Origin of the sequence: Kosakonia sp. MH5, from assembly GCF_009935945.1 — a bacterium.
Taxonomy (GTDB): domain Bacteria; phylum Pseudomonadota; class Gammaproteobacteria; order Enterobacterales; family Enterobacteriaceae; genus Kosakonia; species Kosakonia radicincitans.
Genome location: NZ_QODH01000012.1, coordinates 24,031 through 37,878 on the forward strand (window position 1 = coordinate 24,031; position 13,848 = coordinate 37,878).

Here is a 13,848-nt window from a genome sequence, read left to right on the forward strand (position 1 = left end):
TCATGAGCCGTTTAACCCACATTCAGGCTGAAGAAGCCACCGGTAAAGCCGCAGAATTATTTACTGCCATCAAACGCGCAATGGGCAAAGTGCCGAATGCTTATCTGACTATCGGCAGCCACTCGCCGGAGGCGCTGGGCCAGGCGCTGCAACATAATGCCATGCTGACGAAAAGCAGCCTGAGCGCCAAAGAGCGTGAAGCCATTAACCTTGCCGTCAGCGAAGCAAGCGGCTGTGATTATTGCCTGGCCGCCCACACACTGGCAGCAAAAGGTGCAGGTTACAGCGAAGAGCAGACCCGGCAGTTGCGTCGCGGCGAATACCCGCAGGATGCGCACATTGATGCGCTGGTGAAATTCGTGCAAACGCTGGTCACCACGCGCGGCACACTGGCTGACGATACCGTTGCCGCCTTTCGCAATGCCGGTTTCGACGATCGCCAGGTGGTGGAAACCATCAGCGCCGTCAGCGCGATTCTGTTCACCAATATGATTAACCGCGTCAATGATACGGTGGTGGATTTTCCGAAAGTGAATTGATCAATCCGGGAGGCGGAAGCCTCCCTTTTTTATTGCCACGACTCCACCCAGTGGCACGCCACCTGATGGCCGGGGCGCACTTCACGCAGTTCCGGGATTTCAGTACGACAGCGTTCCGTTGCCTGCGGGCAGCGTGAAGAGAAGCGGCAGCCGGAAGGCGGGCGCGACGGATCGGGGATTTCCCCCTGCACCACCGCCACGGGTTCGCTTTCCGGGTCGAGCGTTGGCACCGCCGCCAGCAGCGCCTGGGTGTAAGGGTGCAGCGGCTGGCTGAACAACGCATCGCGGCTAGCGGTTTCCACCAGTTTCCCCAGATACATCACCGCCACGTCATCACACAAATGCTCCACGACACCGAGATCGTGAGAAATAAACAGGAAGGTGACGCCATGCTCATCGCGCAAATCGGAGAACAGATTAATGATTTGCGCCTGGATGGAGACATCCAGCGCCGAGATGGGTTCGTCGGCAATAATAAAATCCGGGTTGAGGATCAGCGCGCGGGCAATGCCGATACGCTGGCGCTGGCCGCCGGAGAACTCATGGGGAAAGCGATTGTAATGCTGCGGGGCCAGGCCACAGATTTTCATCACCTCCAGCACTTTATCGCGCAGTTCCGCTTTGCTGCACAGCTTGTGTTCCAGCATCGCTTCGCCAATCGCATCGCCAATGCGAATGCGCGGATTCAGCGAGCTGTAAGGATCCTGAAACACCAGCTGGATTTTCGGGCGCAGCGCGCGCATCTGTTTCGGCGTCATATCCTGCAACTCCTGACCGCGATACTTCACGCTACCCGCCGTTTTGTCATACAGCCCCAGCAGCGTGCGTCCGACGGTGGTTTTACCGCTGCCGGATTCGCCCACCAGGCCAAAAATGGTGCCGGGTCGAATGTTAAAACTGACGCCGTCCACGGCGCGTAGCTGTCCGGTTTCCTGACCAAACAGCCCGTCGCGCAGCGGGAAGTGCTTTTTCAGACCATCCACTTCAATCACATATTGTTGGCTCATGCGACCGGCTCCGCTAACTCACTGTGAATACATGCGGCTTGCCGCGTTTGCCCGATCAGCGGCGGAATACCCGCGCGGCACTGCGCCGTGGCACGTTCGCAGCGATCGAAGAACGCGCAGTACGGCGGCAGCTCGGCCAGATCCGGCACCTGGCCGGGAATGGAATAGAGGCGGCGTCGGCGCTCGCCCGGAACAGGGCGCGACGCGATCAGCCCTTTGGTATAAGGGTGCAGTGGGTTGCGCAGCACATCGGCGGTCGGACCTTGCTCAACGATGCGCCCGGCGTACATTACCACGACGTGTTCCGCCATCTGCGCGATAACGCCCAAATCATGGGTGATCAGCATCAGCGCCATCTGCTGCGCCCGCGCCTGGTCACGCAGTAAACGCAGGATTTGCGCCTGTACGGTGACATCCAGCGCCGTGGTGGGCTCGTCGGCAATCAGCAGTTTCGGCTGGCAGCTTAGCGCCATGGCAATCATGATGCGCTGCAACATACCGCCGGAAAGCTGGTGCGGATAGCTGCTCATCAGGCTCTCCGCCCGCGCCAGCCCGACATCGGCGATCAATTGCGTGGCATGCGCCCAGGCCGCTTTTGGCGTTTCACCACGATGGCGAATCAGCGGTTCACAGAGCTGCTCGCCAATGGTCAGCACCGGGTTGAGCGCCGTCATCGGCTCCTGAAAGATCATCGCTAACTGATTACCACGCAGATCGGCCATTTTTGACGGCTTCAGGCGCAGCAGATCGGTGCCCTGAAAGCGGATTTCTCCGCCGTCGATACGCGCAACCTGCGGCGGTAACAGCCCCATCAGCGACATGGCGGTAACGCTTTTGCCGCAGCCGGATTCACCCACCACGCCAATAGTTTGCCCGGCCTGAATGGCAAATGAGACATCCTGTACAGCGCGCACGCGCCCCTGCTCGCTGGCGAAGGAGATGGATAAGTTATTAAAGGTAATTAGCGGCTCGCTCATTTCAGGCTCCGTTTCATTTTCGGATCCAGCGCATCGCGCAGGCCATCTCCCAGCACGTTAATGGCGATGACGGTCAGAAAAATGGCGATACCCGGCGGCATCCACAGCCACGGGCGACGCTGAAAGTCGATCAGGCTGTTGGCCGCATCCATCATATTACCCCATGAGGGCGTTGGCGGTACGACGCCAAGGCCGAGATAGCTGAGCGCAGATTCCATCAGGATGGCATTCGCCACCGCCATCGTCGCCATCACCACCAGAATGGGAATAGTGTTCGGCAACAGATGGCCGAACAGGCGGCGGCGCGAAGAGAGGCCCAGAACCTGCGTCGCCAGCATAAAATCGCGTTCTCGCAGCGAGAGGATTTGCCCGCGCACCAGCCGCGCCAGCTTCGGCCATTCCAGCAGGCTGAGCATCACTACCACCATATAGATGCGCGAATCGGACGAGAAATCGAGCTCTGATAACATCGCTCCGGCGACAATCAGCAGCGGCAGGCTGGGGATCGTCATCACCAGATCCGCGAGGCGCATAATCAGTTTTTCCGTCCAGCCGCCGGCATAACCGGAGATCGCGCCCAGCAGGTAGCCCAGCGCCACCGACAGCAGCATGGTCAGCAGGCCAATAATCAGCGAGATACGCCCGGCAAGCAGTAAGCGGGTATAGATGTCGCGGCCAAGAAAATCGGTGCCCAGCCAGTGCTCTGCGCCAGGCGGTTTGTTGATCATCAGCGCGTCGGTGGCGTCATCTTTCCACGGCGACCACACCGGCCCCAGCACGCACCAGATGGTCATGACCACCAGCAGAACCAGGCACAGCATCGCGAGATGATTGTGGCGCAGCGCTTTCCACGCCTGGCGCCACGGAGAGGGCGTGGCCTGCGCCAGCGCCGGAATTTCCGCCTTGCGCAGGCGGCGATTGGTTGAGAAAAGGGAACCGAACATCACGACCTCACGCGAATACGCGGGTCGGCCCACGCGTACAGCACATCGGCAATCAGGTTGCCAACAATGGTTAATACCGCCAGAAACAGAGTGAACCCCATCAGCACCGGATAATCTCGGGCGGCCAGCGAATCAATATGGATATGCCCCGCACCCGGCCAGTTAAACACCTTTTCGGTGATGATCGCGCCGGAAAACAGCCCCGGCAGCTCAAAACCGAGCAGGGTGATGATCGGCAGTAGCGCATTGCGCAGCGCGTGTTTGAGGATCACTGTGCGTTCGCGCAGACCTTTGGCGCGCACGGTGCGGATAAAATCCATCTTCACCACGTCCAGCATACTGGCGCGGAAATAGCGCGTCAGGCTGCCCGCCTGCAACATCACCAGCGCCATGACCGGCAACACCAGATGCGCCGCAACCTGCATCACCCACGCCCAGCCGCTATCGTCGCTGCCGGTGTTGGTCATGCCGCCCACCGGCAACCAGTGCAGATCGACCGCGAACCACTTAATCAGCAACAGGCAGAGGAAAAAGGTCGGGAATGACATGGCGGCGAACACCACCACGCTGACCAGATGATCGAACAGCGAATTGGGTTTCAGCGCTGAGGCAATGCCCACCGCCAGCCCGATGCCCCAGTAAAACACCAGCGCAACGCTTGCCAGCAGGAACGAGTTCCAGATGTACTGGTTAAGTAGCTGGCTCACCGGGATTTGGTATTGCAGCGAGAACCCCAAATCGCCGCGCAGCAACTGGCCGAGCCAGTGCAGATAGCGGGTGAAGAGCGGTTGATCGAGTCCATAAATGGCTTTCAGTTCGGCGGCGCGGGCGGCGGTGAGGGTAATGTTACCGTCGATAAAGTCGCCCGGCGTTTTCGCGAACAGCATAAAAATAATCAGTGATGCGAGCAGCAGCATTGGCAGGGTTTGCAGCAGTCGCCTGAGGATAAAATTTCGCATAGCTTTCTCATGACAACTGCCGGGGAGCCCCGGCAGTTGTTGGTGTTACTTGACGATTTTCACATCCGGCAGGCTACCGGTCAGTCCGTTGTAGATATCCGGCTTAAAGCCGGTGACGCGGGCGCTGCTGGCCGACAGAATCTCGCGGTTACCCAGCAGAATCGCCGGTGGATCGTCCGCCAGCACTTTATACAGCTGGTGATAAATCGGTTTGCGTTTTTCCACATCCAGCACCGCATTACCTTCGTTGATCAGCTTATCAACCTGCGGATTGTTATAGCCGGACTCTTTCGCTTCCGTGCTGTAGTAATCCCACACGCCATCATGCGGATCGTTGAGCGTGCTGGTGCTGAAAGAGGCCAGGTCATAGTTGCCTGCTTTACGCTGCGCCATCAGGGCGTTGAAATCCACCACCTGCGGTTTCAGCAGCACGCCAATCTGCTGCCAGTTCTCTTTGGCGATGGGGATCAGCGCATCGTTCAGCACTTTCTTGCTCACCAGCAGCGTCAGCTCCAGACGTTTACCGTCCTTCACGCGGATGCCATCCGGCCCCGGTTTCCAGCCCGCTTCATCAAGCAGTTTCTTCGCCTGTGCCGGGTCGAATTTGTACGGGTTCACGCCGTCGGTGTTATACGCCCATGAAATCGGGGCAATAGGTTCAATCGCCACTTTGCCGTAGCCCTGATAAACCACATCGATCAGCTTCTGGCGGTCAAGGCCGTAAATCAGCGCCTGGCGCACTTTCACGTCCTGCAACGCCGGGCGGCGCACGTTGAATTCCACTTTGCTGTAGTCGCTGGAGCCAAACAGGTTGATATTGGCGAAGCCCAGCATTTTCAGTTGTTCGATATCATCCGGGCGCGAAGTGAACGAGTCGTAATCGGTTTCGCCGGTCTGGAACAACTGGAAGTTGGTGGATGGGTTGGTTACGCGATAGATAAAGCGCGGCGTTGGCGGTGTGCCACGGTAGAAATGGGTGTTGGCGTGGAAACGAATCTCCTGGCCCGGAATGTATTTTTCATAGACATATGGCCCGTTACCCAGCGGTTTCCCGTGCAACGTGCGCAGATAATCGAGGTTACCGCGCTGATACTCTTTACCGTAATACGCTTTCGACAGCACCGGGCCGCCGATTTTCGCCAGCGTAGTCGCGCCTGGCTGCGTGGTGGTGACCTGTAAGGTCAGCGGGTCGATCACTTTCAGGCCGCTGACGCTATCGGCTTTTCCGGCTTTATACTCCGCGCCGCCCGCAATATTGGCGAGGGTGATGTCAGTATCGCCATCATATTTCGGGTCATACAGCACGGTCAGGGTAAACGCCACGTCTTCGGCAGTCAGCGGCGAACCGTCGCTGAAAGTCAGGTTCGGGCGCAGCTTAATGGTGTAGACCTTGTTGTCCGGGCTGACGCTCCAGCTTTCCGCCAGGCCAGGCACCAGATTGCCGTGGCTATCCCAGTCGATCAGGCGTGAGAAAATCACGTTGGTGACGTTTTCGTCCCAGCCGTTAACAAAGAAATAGGGGTTAAAAATACCCTGCGGTTCAGAGATGCCTGCCACCACCGTGTCTTTACGCAGCTTAGCCGCCGCCGGAATTTGGCTGGCATCGGTGCTGGCGTAATACCCTCTTTTAAGGGTTCATCGGCGAAAGAGGCTGAAGAGAAAGCCACCACACTGCTGAGTAACGCGATTTTCAGCGCCAGAGTAAAGCGCGTGGGTTTTGTTTTTAAGCTATTCAGTAAGCTGGACAAAATTGCTCCCTCATCAAATGATTGCGTGGAATTTACAAATCATGACGAACGATAAAAGCCGCACCGCACCCTGTCTAACAACGAAAAAATCTGGCTTATAGCAAATTGTCATTAGCAAATTTATGGCAAATCAATGTCATAAGTTTGCTAAGCAGCTTACAAACCGCATTGTGCCGACGAATTGAGGAACCCGCAAAGCCCGGTCAAAACCATCCCCGGTAGTAAAGGCGTGATTTCCACAACTCTGGTCGTTTTATCACCATGAAAGTGCGCGCCTGAAAAAACAGGCAAACAGAAAGAAGCGCTTCCTGTTTGCCTGTGGCTGCATGCCTGCTTATTTACGTTACTGAGGAATAACGTCCGTAGCACAGAATTTGGTGATTAGCGTGTTGGCTAATTATATTCAGAGCTAATAAGGATCCTTTGATTTAATTCATCAAACTCATCGGCAAGATAATTAACTTCAAACAAACCAAGTTTAATTAACATATTGTCTTTCTTATCATTGAATGCGAAAGAAAGATAAACACAGCCATTTGACTCGACCAGTGTTGTTCTGTCAGGAGTCAGTGTTGTATTACTTTTATCTAACATAATATTCTCCTATTAATATTCCAGTAATTCTCTTCGGCCTTCTATTGCCGACAGTGCTCCGTCAACCAGAGCAAATAATTCATCCTCGCCGGGGTAAACGATAAATTCAGGGGTAATAAAGCCGATGCGTTTACGAATGTCATTAATCACTCTGCCGCTCCGGGCAACGCCTCCGGTGAGAATAATGGCATCGACGCGGCCCGCGAGAACAGCCGCGCATGAGGCGATCTCTTTTGCGACCTGGTAAGCCATCGCCTCAAGCACCTCTAACGCTTTTTGATTTCCATCGCTGATTAGCTGCTCAACATCGCGAATGTCTTTCGTGCCTAAATAGCCAAACACACCGCCTTCACCAATGAGCTTTTTCTTCAGCGAATCATAGGTATATTCACCAGAAAAACAGAGGTTTAATAAAGCCAGGCAAGGGAGACGACCCACGCGTTCCGGCGAGAACGGTCCATCGCCGCCTAATGCGGAATTCACATCAACAATCCGGCCATCGCGATGAGCGCCGACGCTGATACCGCCGCCGAGGTGCGCAACAATTAAATTCAGGCTGGCATAAGGTTTTTCCACCTGAATGGCGTAACGATGAGCAACCGCTTTCTGATTAAGGGCATGAAAAGCGCCGACCCGCGATATTTCCGGCATGCCGGAGATTTTAGCAACAGGATCACACTCATCCACCACCACCGGATCAACGGTATAAGCCATATTCTCTTTATCAGCGTCTTTTGCCAGTTCCCAGGCCAGAATAGCGCCGAGATTTGAAGCATGCTCACCGTTAAGACCCACGCTTGCATCGTGTAAGTAGGCGTCGTTAATACGGTAAACACCACTTTCAAGATAGCGGACCAGCCCGCCGCGCCCGACAAACAGATCCATATCTTTGGTTCTGAAACCGTGTTCATGCAACATGCCAAGAATAATTTCTTTGCGGAATTGTTTTTGTTCCAGGATATTTGAATACGGACCTAACTCAGCTTCATTATGGTTATATGTCCGGCAAACCAGTTGCGTTCTGTTGTTATAAATCGCCAGCTTGGTTGAGGTTGATCCAGGATTAATGACCAGAATATACATAACTAGTCCTTACACTGAGCTATTGCACAAGCAATAGAAAAATACTTCGTGGTGGCCGTGTCCGAGCGCGAAGTAAATACCACGGGAGCGGAAGTGCCTGTCAGGACACTGGCGCTTGAAGCGCTGCCGAGCTGCATCACGGTTTTATAGAAGACGTTCGCGCTGTTAACATCGGGCAGCACGATTAAATCAACATCACCGCCGACCTGCGTATCCAGCCCTTTATGCCGGCAGGAATCGTGGCTAAACGCCAGATCAACAGAGAGCGGCCCTTCAACGATGCAATTATCAAAATGTTCTTCGCTTAATTCCGCTGCATCTATCGTTGCCTGGATTGCAGGTGTGGCATGTTCCACGGCAGCTATGAGGGCAACCTTCGGATTACTGATGTCCAGCCGGTGGAGTAAATCCACTGACTGCGTAACCATGATTTTTTTATCCTGTTTTGTCGGGGAAATATTAATTCCGGCATCAGTAATAGCGAATAACTTTCTATAAAAAGGGCTCTGAATAAAAGCCATCTGCGTGACCAGGCTGGATGCAGCAATCCCAAAGGTTTTATTAAGGATGGCCCGCAGATAAACGGGGCTGTCGACCAGGCCCTTCATTAAAATATCGGCCTTTCCTGACTTCACCAGCTCCACAGCTTTATTACACGCTTGCGTTTTATCGGGAAGATCAATGATTTCAACTTCTCTGATATCAAAATCCAGACGCCCGGCAATGGTGACGATTTTTTCGCGGCAACCGACTAAAATAGCGCGACCTAACCCCTGCACGACGATCATCCTGATTGCATCGAGTGCAAAAGCATCCTCCGCAGCAGCTACTGCAATGGTTTTCTGACTTTTTCTTTTGGCTAACTCTAAAAATGAATCTAGCTGCTTTAGCATAATGGAATATCCTGAATACTCACTAAAAGCTCAGCAGGTATGAGCCATCATACCTGCTGAAATTCGGCAATCACTTACCTGTTAACACATATGCTGGCCGCCATTAATGGCAATATTAGAGCCGGTGATATAACCCGATTTATCACCACAGAGATATAACACAAGCTCTGCGATTTCATCGGCTTCACCAAGACGACCAACCGGAATTTGCGCTTTAATAGTTTCCAGCACATCATCCGGAATCGCCTGCATCATTTCCGTATTGATATATCCTGGAGAAATGGTGTTTACGGTAATGTTTTTACGCGCAACTTCCTGCGCCAGCGCTTTGGTAAAACCGTGAACGCCTGCTTTAGCCGCAGAATAATTAGCCTGACCAAACTGCCCTTTCTGACCGTTAATGGATGACATGTTAATTATGCGACCACGTTGATTGGCTAACATATTGTCAATCACCGGTTTGGTCATATTAAACATGCTATTCAGGTTAACCTGAATTACTGCATCCCACTGGGATTTATCCATTTTCTTGAACGTTGCATCACGGGTAATACCGGCATTATTGACCAGCACATCAATGTGGCCATATTTATTCAATACCGAGGCAACGGCAGACTGACATTGTTCATAATTACTGACATCACAAACAACCGTATCGATTTTTTCAAAGCCTGCTGCTTTTTGCGTTTCCGCCCAGTCGTTCAGCCGACTGGCATCATTATCAAACGCAACGACCTGGTAACCTTCTTTAAGAAATCGCAGGCTAATTTTTTCACCAATACCCCGAATTCCGCCCGTTACCAGTGCAATTTTTTCTTCCATGACCTGTTTCCTGTATCAAATAAAATTCCGGATCGCCGCGTTAATCCATCTCAACTGTGACAGCAATGCCCATGCCGCCGCCAATGCATAATGTCGCCAGACCTTTTTTACTTTTTCGGCGCTGCATTTCATGAATTAACGACACAAAAATACGGGCGCCAGACGCGCCAATAGGGTGACCGAGAGCAATGGCACCGCCATTAACATTCACTTTCGTCAGATCCCAGCCCATTTCACGGTTAACCGCGATAGCCTGCGCCGCAAACGCTTCATTGGCTTCAATAAGATCAAGGTTGCTGACCTGCCAGTTTGATTTTTTAAGTACATTTCGGGAAGCTTCAATCGGCCCGGTTCCCATTATTTCCGGTGCAACGCCTGAGGTTGCAAATTCAACGATTCGGCCAAGCGGTGTAATACCCAGTTCTCTGGCTTTTTTCGCGGTAGCCAAAATAACCATGGCCGCGCCATCATTTACCCCGGAAGCGTTGCCGGCGGTTACGGTTCCCTCTTTCTTGAAAGCCGGGCGTAGTTTTGCCAGCCCTTCACGCGTGGTTTGTGGACGCGGAAATTCATCTTTTTCAACTACGATGGTATCTTTACCGGGTTTGATAATAACAACCGGCACAATCTCACTGACAAAACGGGAAGCCTCAAGGGCAGCAGCGGCTTTACGTTGCGAGGCCAGCGCAAATTCATCCTGCTCTTCACGCGTAATACCATATTTCTCCGCGATATTTTCCGCAGTCATCCCCATGTGATAATCATGGAATGCATCCCATAATCCATCATTAACCATGCTGTCCTGCATTTCCCAGTTACCCATTTTCATTCCATTACGGGAGTGAGGAAGAATATGCGGCGACTGACTCATATTTTCCTGCCCGCCCGCAATAATCAGCTCAGCTTCACCGCACTTTAATGACTGATATGCAAGCTGTAATGCTTTCATTCCTGAGCCACAAACTTTATTAATTGTCAGTGCGGGAACATCCTGTGAAATACCGGAATGAATTAATGTTTGTCGCGCTGGATTTTGCCCACACCCCGCCGTTAAAACCTGACCAATGATAACCTCATCCACTTCTTTTACCGGAATATGAGACTTTTCAAGAAGTGATTTAATCACTATAGATCCCAGTTTAGGTGAGGATATATTGGCAAGGGAACCATTAAGCGAGCCAATAGCTGTCCTTGCTGCGCCAAGTATAACAATATCAGTATCCTTCATTATTTTAGCCTTTCGCTTAATTAAACTACGAGAATTTTTATCCTAATTAGGTGAAAGGGTACTTTGATTAATGTCAATGTTTGAGTAAAAGCTGACCCATACAATTTATTCAATGCTTACTATGAATTTTATATAAATAAGGCGATTTCAAGATCGATAGTATTTAAATTTGATAATTCTTATCACCGCTCAAAAAAGGATATTTACATGATATATTTAAATGGAGGTTTTTAAAAATGACAGAAAGAGCCGAATGTTTACAAACAGGGCAAAAAGCGCAATTTACAAAAAAACTCACTGAAGAAGACGTGATGAATTTTGCAGAGGCCTCAGGTGACATGAACCCAGTGCATCTTGACGATGCCGCGGGTAAAAAAAGCATATTTGGCCAGCGTGTTGTTCACGGAATTCTGGTAAGCGGTTTAATTTCTGCAGTTATTGCAAATAAACTCCCCGGTAAAGGCTCTATTTATTTGGCGCAGGATCTTAAATTTACCAAACCAACTTTTATTGGCGATACGGTGACAGCAACCGTGGAAATTATTGCTATTGATACGGAGAAAAAACGGGTCAGTCTGAAAACCACCTGCACAAATCAGCATGGCGATGTTGTCATTAAAGGAGAAGCACTTGTGTTATCTCCCGCCGTAAAACACTGACCGGAGATAACACATTATGAAACCGATTATTCAGGGTAATGTGGCTAAAAACTGCCACCCGGAAGGGCTGCTGAAAGCCATTGATAAACAGATTGCCTATGTCGAATCACACGGCGAGATCTATGGGCCTAAAAAGGTTCTGGTGATTGGCGCCTCCTCCGGTTATGGGCTGGCTTCACGTATTGCGCTGGCTTTTGGCGGCGGCGCCGACACCATTGGCGTCTCGTTTGAAAAGGGTCCCGGTGAAAAAGGCGCAGGCAGCGCGGGCTGGTATAACAACGTTCTGTTTCAGCGACGGGCGAGTGAAAAAGGGCTGATCGCGAAAGATTTTATTGCCGATGCTTTTTCCGATACCACGCGGCAAAACGTGATTGATTTTATCCAGCAAGAATTTGGCGGGAAAATCGATCTGGTGGTGTATTCCGTTGCGTCTGGCATACGCCTTCATCCTGACGGTACGCGTTATCACTCAACGCTGGGCGTTCGCGGCCAGGCTTTCTCCGGCCCTGGTTTTGAACTGGAAAGTCAGCGCATGGTAGAACAGACGCTGGAACCTGTTACCGAACAGCAGCTTGCCGATACAGTAAAAGTGATGGGTGGCGAAGACTGGCAGCGCTGGATCACCATGCTGGAACAAGCCGATGTATTAGCCACAGGGTTTAAAACGGTTGCCTATTCGTATATTGGCCCGGAATCAACCTGGCCGCTTTATAAAGAGGGCTCTTTGGGTGCCGCAAAAGCGCATTTACATAATACCGCCGATGAAATTAATGCGCAGTTGCAACGTATCAGCGGCAATGCTTATGCGGTTATTTGTAAAGCGCTGGTCACCAAGGCCAGCGCGTTTATTCCTGTGTTTCCGCTGTATATCACCCTGTTGTATAAAGTCATGAAACAGAAACGGTTACATGAAACCTGTATTGAGCAAATGCACCGGCTGATGCTGGATCATCTTTATCCCCCTCTTGGCAAGGTGACTACCGATGCTCAACGGTTGATTCGCATGGATGATTATGAACTTCGCCCGGATGTGCAAAACGCGGTGGAATTACTCAGAAAACAGGTGACTGCGGATAACTTTATGGTCATTGGCGATTTTGCCGGTTATTTGCAGGAGTTTCACGAACTGAACGGCTTTGGCATAGCGGGGGTGGATTATTCGGATGAACTGGATATTCACACGCTGGTTAAAGAATATAGCCTTGCGTAACGTCTGAAATGCCATTAAAAAAGCCTCCGCATGGAGGCTTTTTATTTATTAGCGCTTACCGACGTCAGGAATAATTAAATCGCCGCGCACGCGGTACGAACCCAGCACGCTCTGCGTTTTCTCATTCAGCCATGCCACAATGCGCGCCGCCATCGCATCCATTGAATATTCAATCGCCGGGATGGTCGGGATCCCCGGTAAATGCAAAGAGCCAGCAAGGCTGAAGACCATAATGTCGCCCGGCACCGATTTATTAAACGCTTGCAGTTGCGGGATCACGCGCTGCGCTTCCTGCTCGTCAGCCACCAGTAGCGCGTTAAAATTCAGCGTGGTGGCATTATTGAGCAGCACCTGCAACGCCACCGATGAACTGGTGTCATCCATAAAAACCAGGTTGCGGTTAAACGGCAGGAAATTGTTTTCCAGCGCCAGCTTGTAGCCGTGCAATACCTGCTCAGCCGCAGCGGTATCGGGATGGATAAGCGCAATTTGTCGGCGGCCCTGGCTAATCAGGTAGTTGCAGGCGGTTTCCGCCGCAAAAGCGTGATCGAATTGAATGCTGTTGGGCGTGGAATCGATGGATTCTTCGCAATCGACCAGAATCACATTTTCATCTTCAATTTTCAGAGGGAAACGCGCGCCGATAATCAATACATCGTCGCACAGCCCGCAGGTCAGTTCATCCAGCGCGCTCATCACCCCGGCTTTGGTATTGGCGAAGCGCAACAGCAAATGTTTCTGATTCTGGCTGAGATGTTTTTCCAGCGCATACAGGTAACCGGTGGTCTGGTTAATATTCTCCTGGGCGCAAATCACCCCGATGCAGCCTGTCGACTGGCTGAGCAATGACTGGGCGATAACATTGGGCCGATAATTCAGCTCTTCGACCGCTTTCAGTACCGCGAGGCGACTGGCTTCCTTAACGCCGCGCGAACCACTCAACACCCGTGAGACTGTGGCTTTGGAGACCCCAGCTAAACGTGATACATCGTTGATTGTAGACATCTTTCTCCCCTGAACAGCGCGTAGCCTGCGCCTGAAAATTCGTCCTGCAAAATCGGTTCAATCTATAACCACTCGCAGTATAACGGTTTCCCTTTTTGATGGAAACCGATTTTCCATTTCACCTCTTTTGCTATCAACGAAGCGCAAAATTCCGTGATGTAAATCCAATAAAAAAGCCTT

The 13,848-nt window shown here is 51.8% G+C and carries 13 protein-coding genes and 1 pseudogene; 3 read left to right on the plus strand and 11 right to left on the minus strand.

Annotated features, from left to right (window positions below):
• Positions 1–2: 2 nt before the first annotated feature.
• Positions 3–539 carry a carboxymuconolactone decarboxylase family protein gene (locus tag DK872_RS23355; protein WP_007369443.1) on the plus strand — a complete coding sequence of 179 codons (537 nt, stop codon included), beginning with the start codon at positions 3–5 and terminating at the stop codon, positions 537–539.
• A gap of 29 nt (positions 540–568) precedes the next feature.
• Here DK872_RS23355 and DK872_RS23360 read toward each other — a convergent pair whose 3' ends face one another.
• From DK872_RS23360 to DK872_RS23405, 10 genes and pseudogenes are all read right to left on the minus strand, one after another.
• On the minus strand, positions 569–1,546 hold the full coding sequence (locus DK872_RS23360) for an ABC transporter ATP-binding protein (RefSeq protein WP_161518464.1): 978 nt from the start codon (positions 1,544–1,546) through the stop codon (positions 569–571).
• Positions 1,543–2,523: an ABC transporter ATP-binding protein gene (locus DK872_RS23365; RefSeq protein ID WP_071921716.1), complete on the minus strand. Its 981-nt coding sequence runs from the start codon at positions 2,521–2,523 to the stop codon at positions 1,543–1,545. The genes DK872_RS23360 and DK872_RS23365 overlap by 4 nt, the downstream gene beginning before the upstream one ends.
• Positions 2,520–3,467, minus strand: a complete 948-nt coding sequence (gene opp4C, locus DK872_RS23370) for an oligopeptide ABC transporter permease (RefSeq protein ID WP_161518465.1) — start codon at positions 3,465–3,467, stop codon at positions 2,520–2,522. The genes DK872_RS23365 and opp4C overlap by 4 nt, the downstream gene beginning before the upstream one ends.
• On the minus strand, positions 3,467–4,426 hold the full coding sequence (locus tag DK872_RS23375; RefSeq protein ID WP_161518466.1) for an ABC transporter permease: 960 nt from the start codon (positions 4,424–4,426) through the stop codon (positions 3,467–3,469). Before DK872_RS23375 ends, opp4C begins: the two co-directional genes overlap by 1 nt.
• Positions 4,427–4,471: 45 nt before the next feature.
• Positions 4,472–6,174, minus strand: a pseudogene (locus DK872_RS23380) (ABC transporter substrate-binding protein).
• 393 nt (positions 6,175–6,567) lie between these two features.
• Positions 6,568–6,768 carry a hypothetical protein gene (locus DK872_RS23385; protein ID WP_007369437.1) on the minus strand — a complete coding sequence of 67 codons (201 nt, stop codon included), beginning with the start codon at positions 6,766–6,768 and terminating at the stop codon, positions 6,568–6,570.
• 12 nt (positions 6,769–6,780) lie between these two features.
• Positions 6,781–7,851 carry a butyrate kinase gene (buk, locus tag DK872_RS23390; RefSeq protein ID WP_035886815.1) on the minus strand — a complete coding sequence of 357 codons (1,071 nt, stop codon included), beginning with the start codon at positions 7,849–7,851 and terminating at the stop codon, positions 6,781–6,783.
• A gap of 2 nt (positions 7,852–7,853) precedes the next feature.
• Complete coding sequence (locus DK872_RS23395) at positions 7,854–8,744, minus strand: phosphate acyltransferase (RefSeq protein ID WP_072440474.1); 891 nt, start codon at positions 8,742–8,744, stop codon at positions 7,854–7,856.
• A gap of 81 nt (positions 8,745–8,825) precedes the next feature.
• Positions 8,826–9,566, minus strand: a complete 741-nt coding sequence (gene phbB / locus DK872_RS23400; protein WP_071921720.1) for an acetoacetyl-CoA reductase — start codon at positions 9,564–9,566, stop codon at positions 8,826–8,828.
• A gap of 40 nt (positions 9,567–9,606) precedes the next feature.
• Complete coding sequence (locus DK872_RS23405; RefSeq protein WP_071921721.1) at positions 9,607–10,794, minus strand: acetyl-CoA C-acetyltransferase; 1,188 nt, start codon at positions 10,792–10,794, stop codon at positions 9,607–9,609.
• A gap of 236 nt (positions 10,795–11,030) precedes the next feature.
• Here DK872_RS23405 and DK872_RS23410 point away from each other — a divergent pair, with 236 nt between their 5' ends.
• Both DK872_RS23410 and fabV read left to right on the plus strand, forming a co-directional pair.
• On the plus strand, positions 11,031–11,453 hold the full coding sequence (locus tag DK872_RS23410) for a MaoC family dehydratase (protein ID WP_007369432.1): 423 nt from the start codon (positions 11,031–11,033) through the stop codon (positions 11,451–11,453).
• A 16-nt stretch (positions 11,454–11,469) separates the two neighbouring features.
• Entirely contained in the window at positions 11,470–12,663 is a 1,194-nt protein-coding gene (gene fabV / locus DK872_RS23415; protein ID WP_071921722.1) for an enoyl-ACP reductase FabV, read from the plus strand.
• Positions 12,664–12,711: 48 nt separating this feature from the next.
• Here the strand turns inward: fabV and DK872_RS23420 are convergent, their stop codons facing one another.
• The gene (locus DK872_RS23420) at positions 12,712–13,668 is read right to left on the minus strand and encodes a LacI family DNA-binding transcriptional regulator (protein WP_007369430.1); all 957 of its coding nucleotides are present in this window, start codon (positions 13,666–13,668) and stop codon (positions 12,712–12,714) included.
• Between the last annotated feature and the right edge of the window lie 180 nt (positions 13,669–13,848).

Excerpts from the sequence above, each read along its gene's own strand:
- DK872_RS23385 (WP_007369437.1), bottom strand. The coding sequence starts at position 6,768 with ATGTTAGATAAAAGTAATACAACACTGACTCCTGACAGAACAACACTG.
- DK872_RS23355 (WP_007369443.1), top strand. The coding sequence starts at position 3 with ATGAGCCGTTTAACCCACATTCAGGCTGAAGAAGCCACCGGTAAAGCC.
- DK872_RS23410 (WP_007369432.1), top strand. The coding sequence starts at position 11,031 with ATGACAGAAAGAGCCGAATGTTTACAAACAGGGCAAAAAGCGCAATTT.
- DK872_RS23375 (WP_161518466.1), bottom strand. The coding sequence starts at position 4,426 with ATGCGAAATTTTATCCTCAGGCGACTGCTGCAAACCCTGCCAATGCTG.
- phbB (WP_071921720.1), bottom strand. The coding sequence starts at position 9,566 with ATGGAAGAAAAAATTGCACTGGTAACGGGCGGAATTCGGGGTATTGGT.
- fabV (WP_071921722.1), top strand. The coding sequence starts at position 11,470 with ATGAAACCGATTATTCAGGGTAATGTGGCTAAAAACTGCCACCCGGAA.
- buk (WP_035886815.1), bottom strand. The coding sequence starts at position 7,851 with ATGTATATTCTGGTCATTAATCCTGGATCAACCTCAACCAAGCTGGCG.
- DK872_RS23420 (WP_007369430.1), bottom strand. The coding sequence starts at position 13,668 with ATGTCTACAATCAACGATGTATCACGTTTAGCTGGGGTCTCCAAAGCC.
- DK872_RS23365 (WP_071921716.1), bottom strand. The coding sequence starts at position 2,523 with ATGAGCGAGCCGCTAATTACCTTTAATAACTTATCCATCTCCTTCGCC.
- DK872_RS23395 (WP_072440474.1), bottom strand. The coding sequence starts at position 8,744 with ATGCTAAAGCAGCTAGATTCATTTTTAGAGTTAGCCAAAAGAAAAAGT.
- DK872_RS23405 (WP_071921721.1), bottom strand. The coding sequence starts at position 10,794 with ATGAAGGATACTGATATTGTTATACTTGGCGCAGCAAGGACAGCTATT.
- DK872_RS23360 (WP_161518464.1), bottom strand. The coding sequence starts at position 1,546 with ATGAGCCAACAATATGTGATTGAAGTGGATGGTCTGAAAAAGCACTTC.
- opp4C (WP_161518465.1), bottom strand. The coding sequence starts at position 3,467 with ATGTTCGGTTCCCTTTTCTCAACCAATCGCCGCCTGCGCAAGGCGGAA.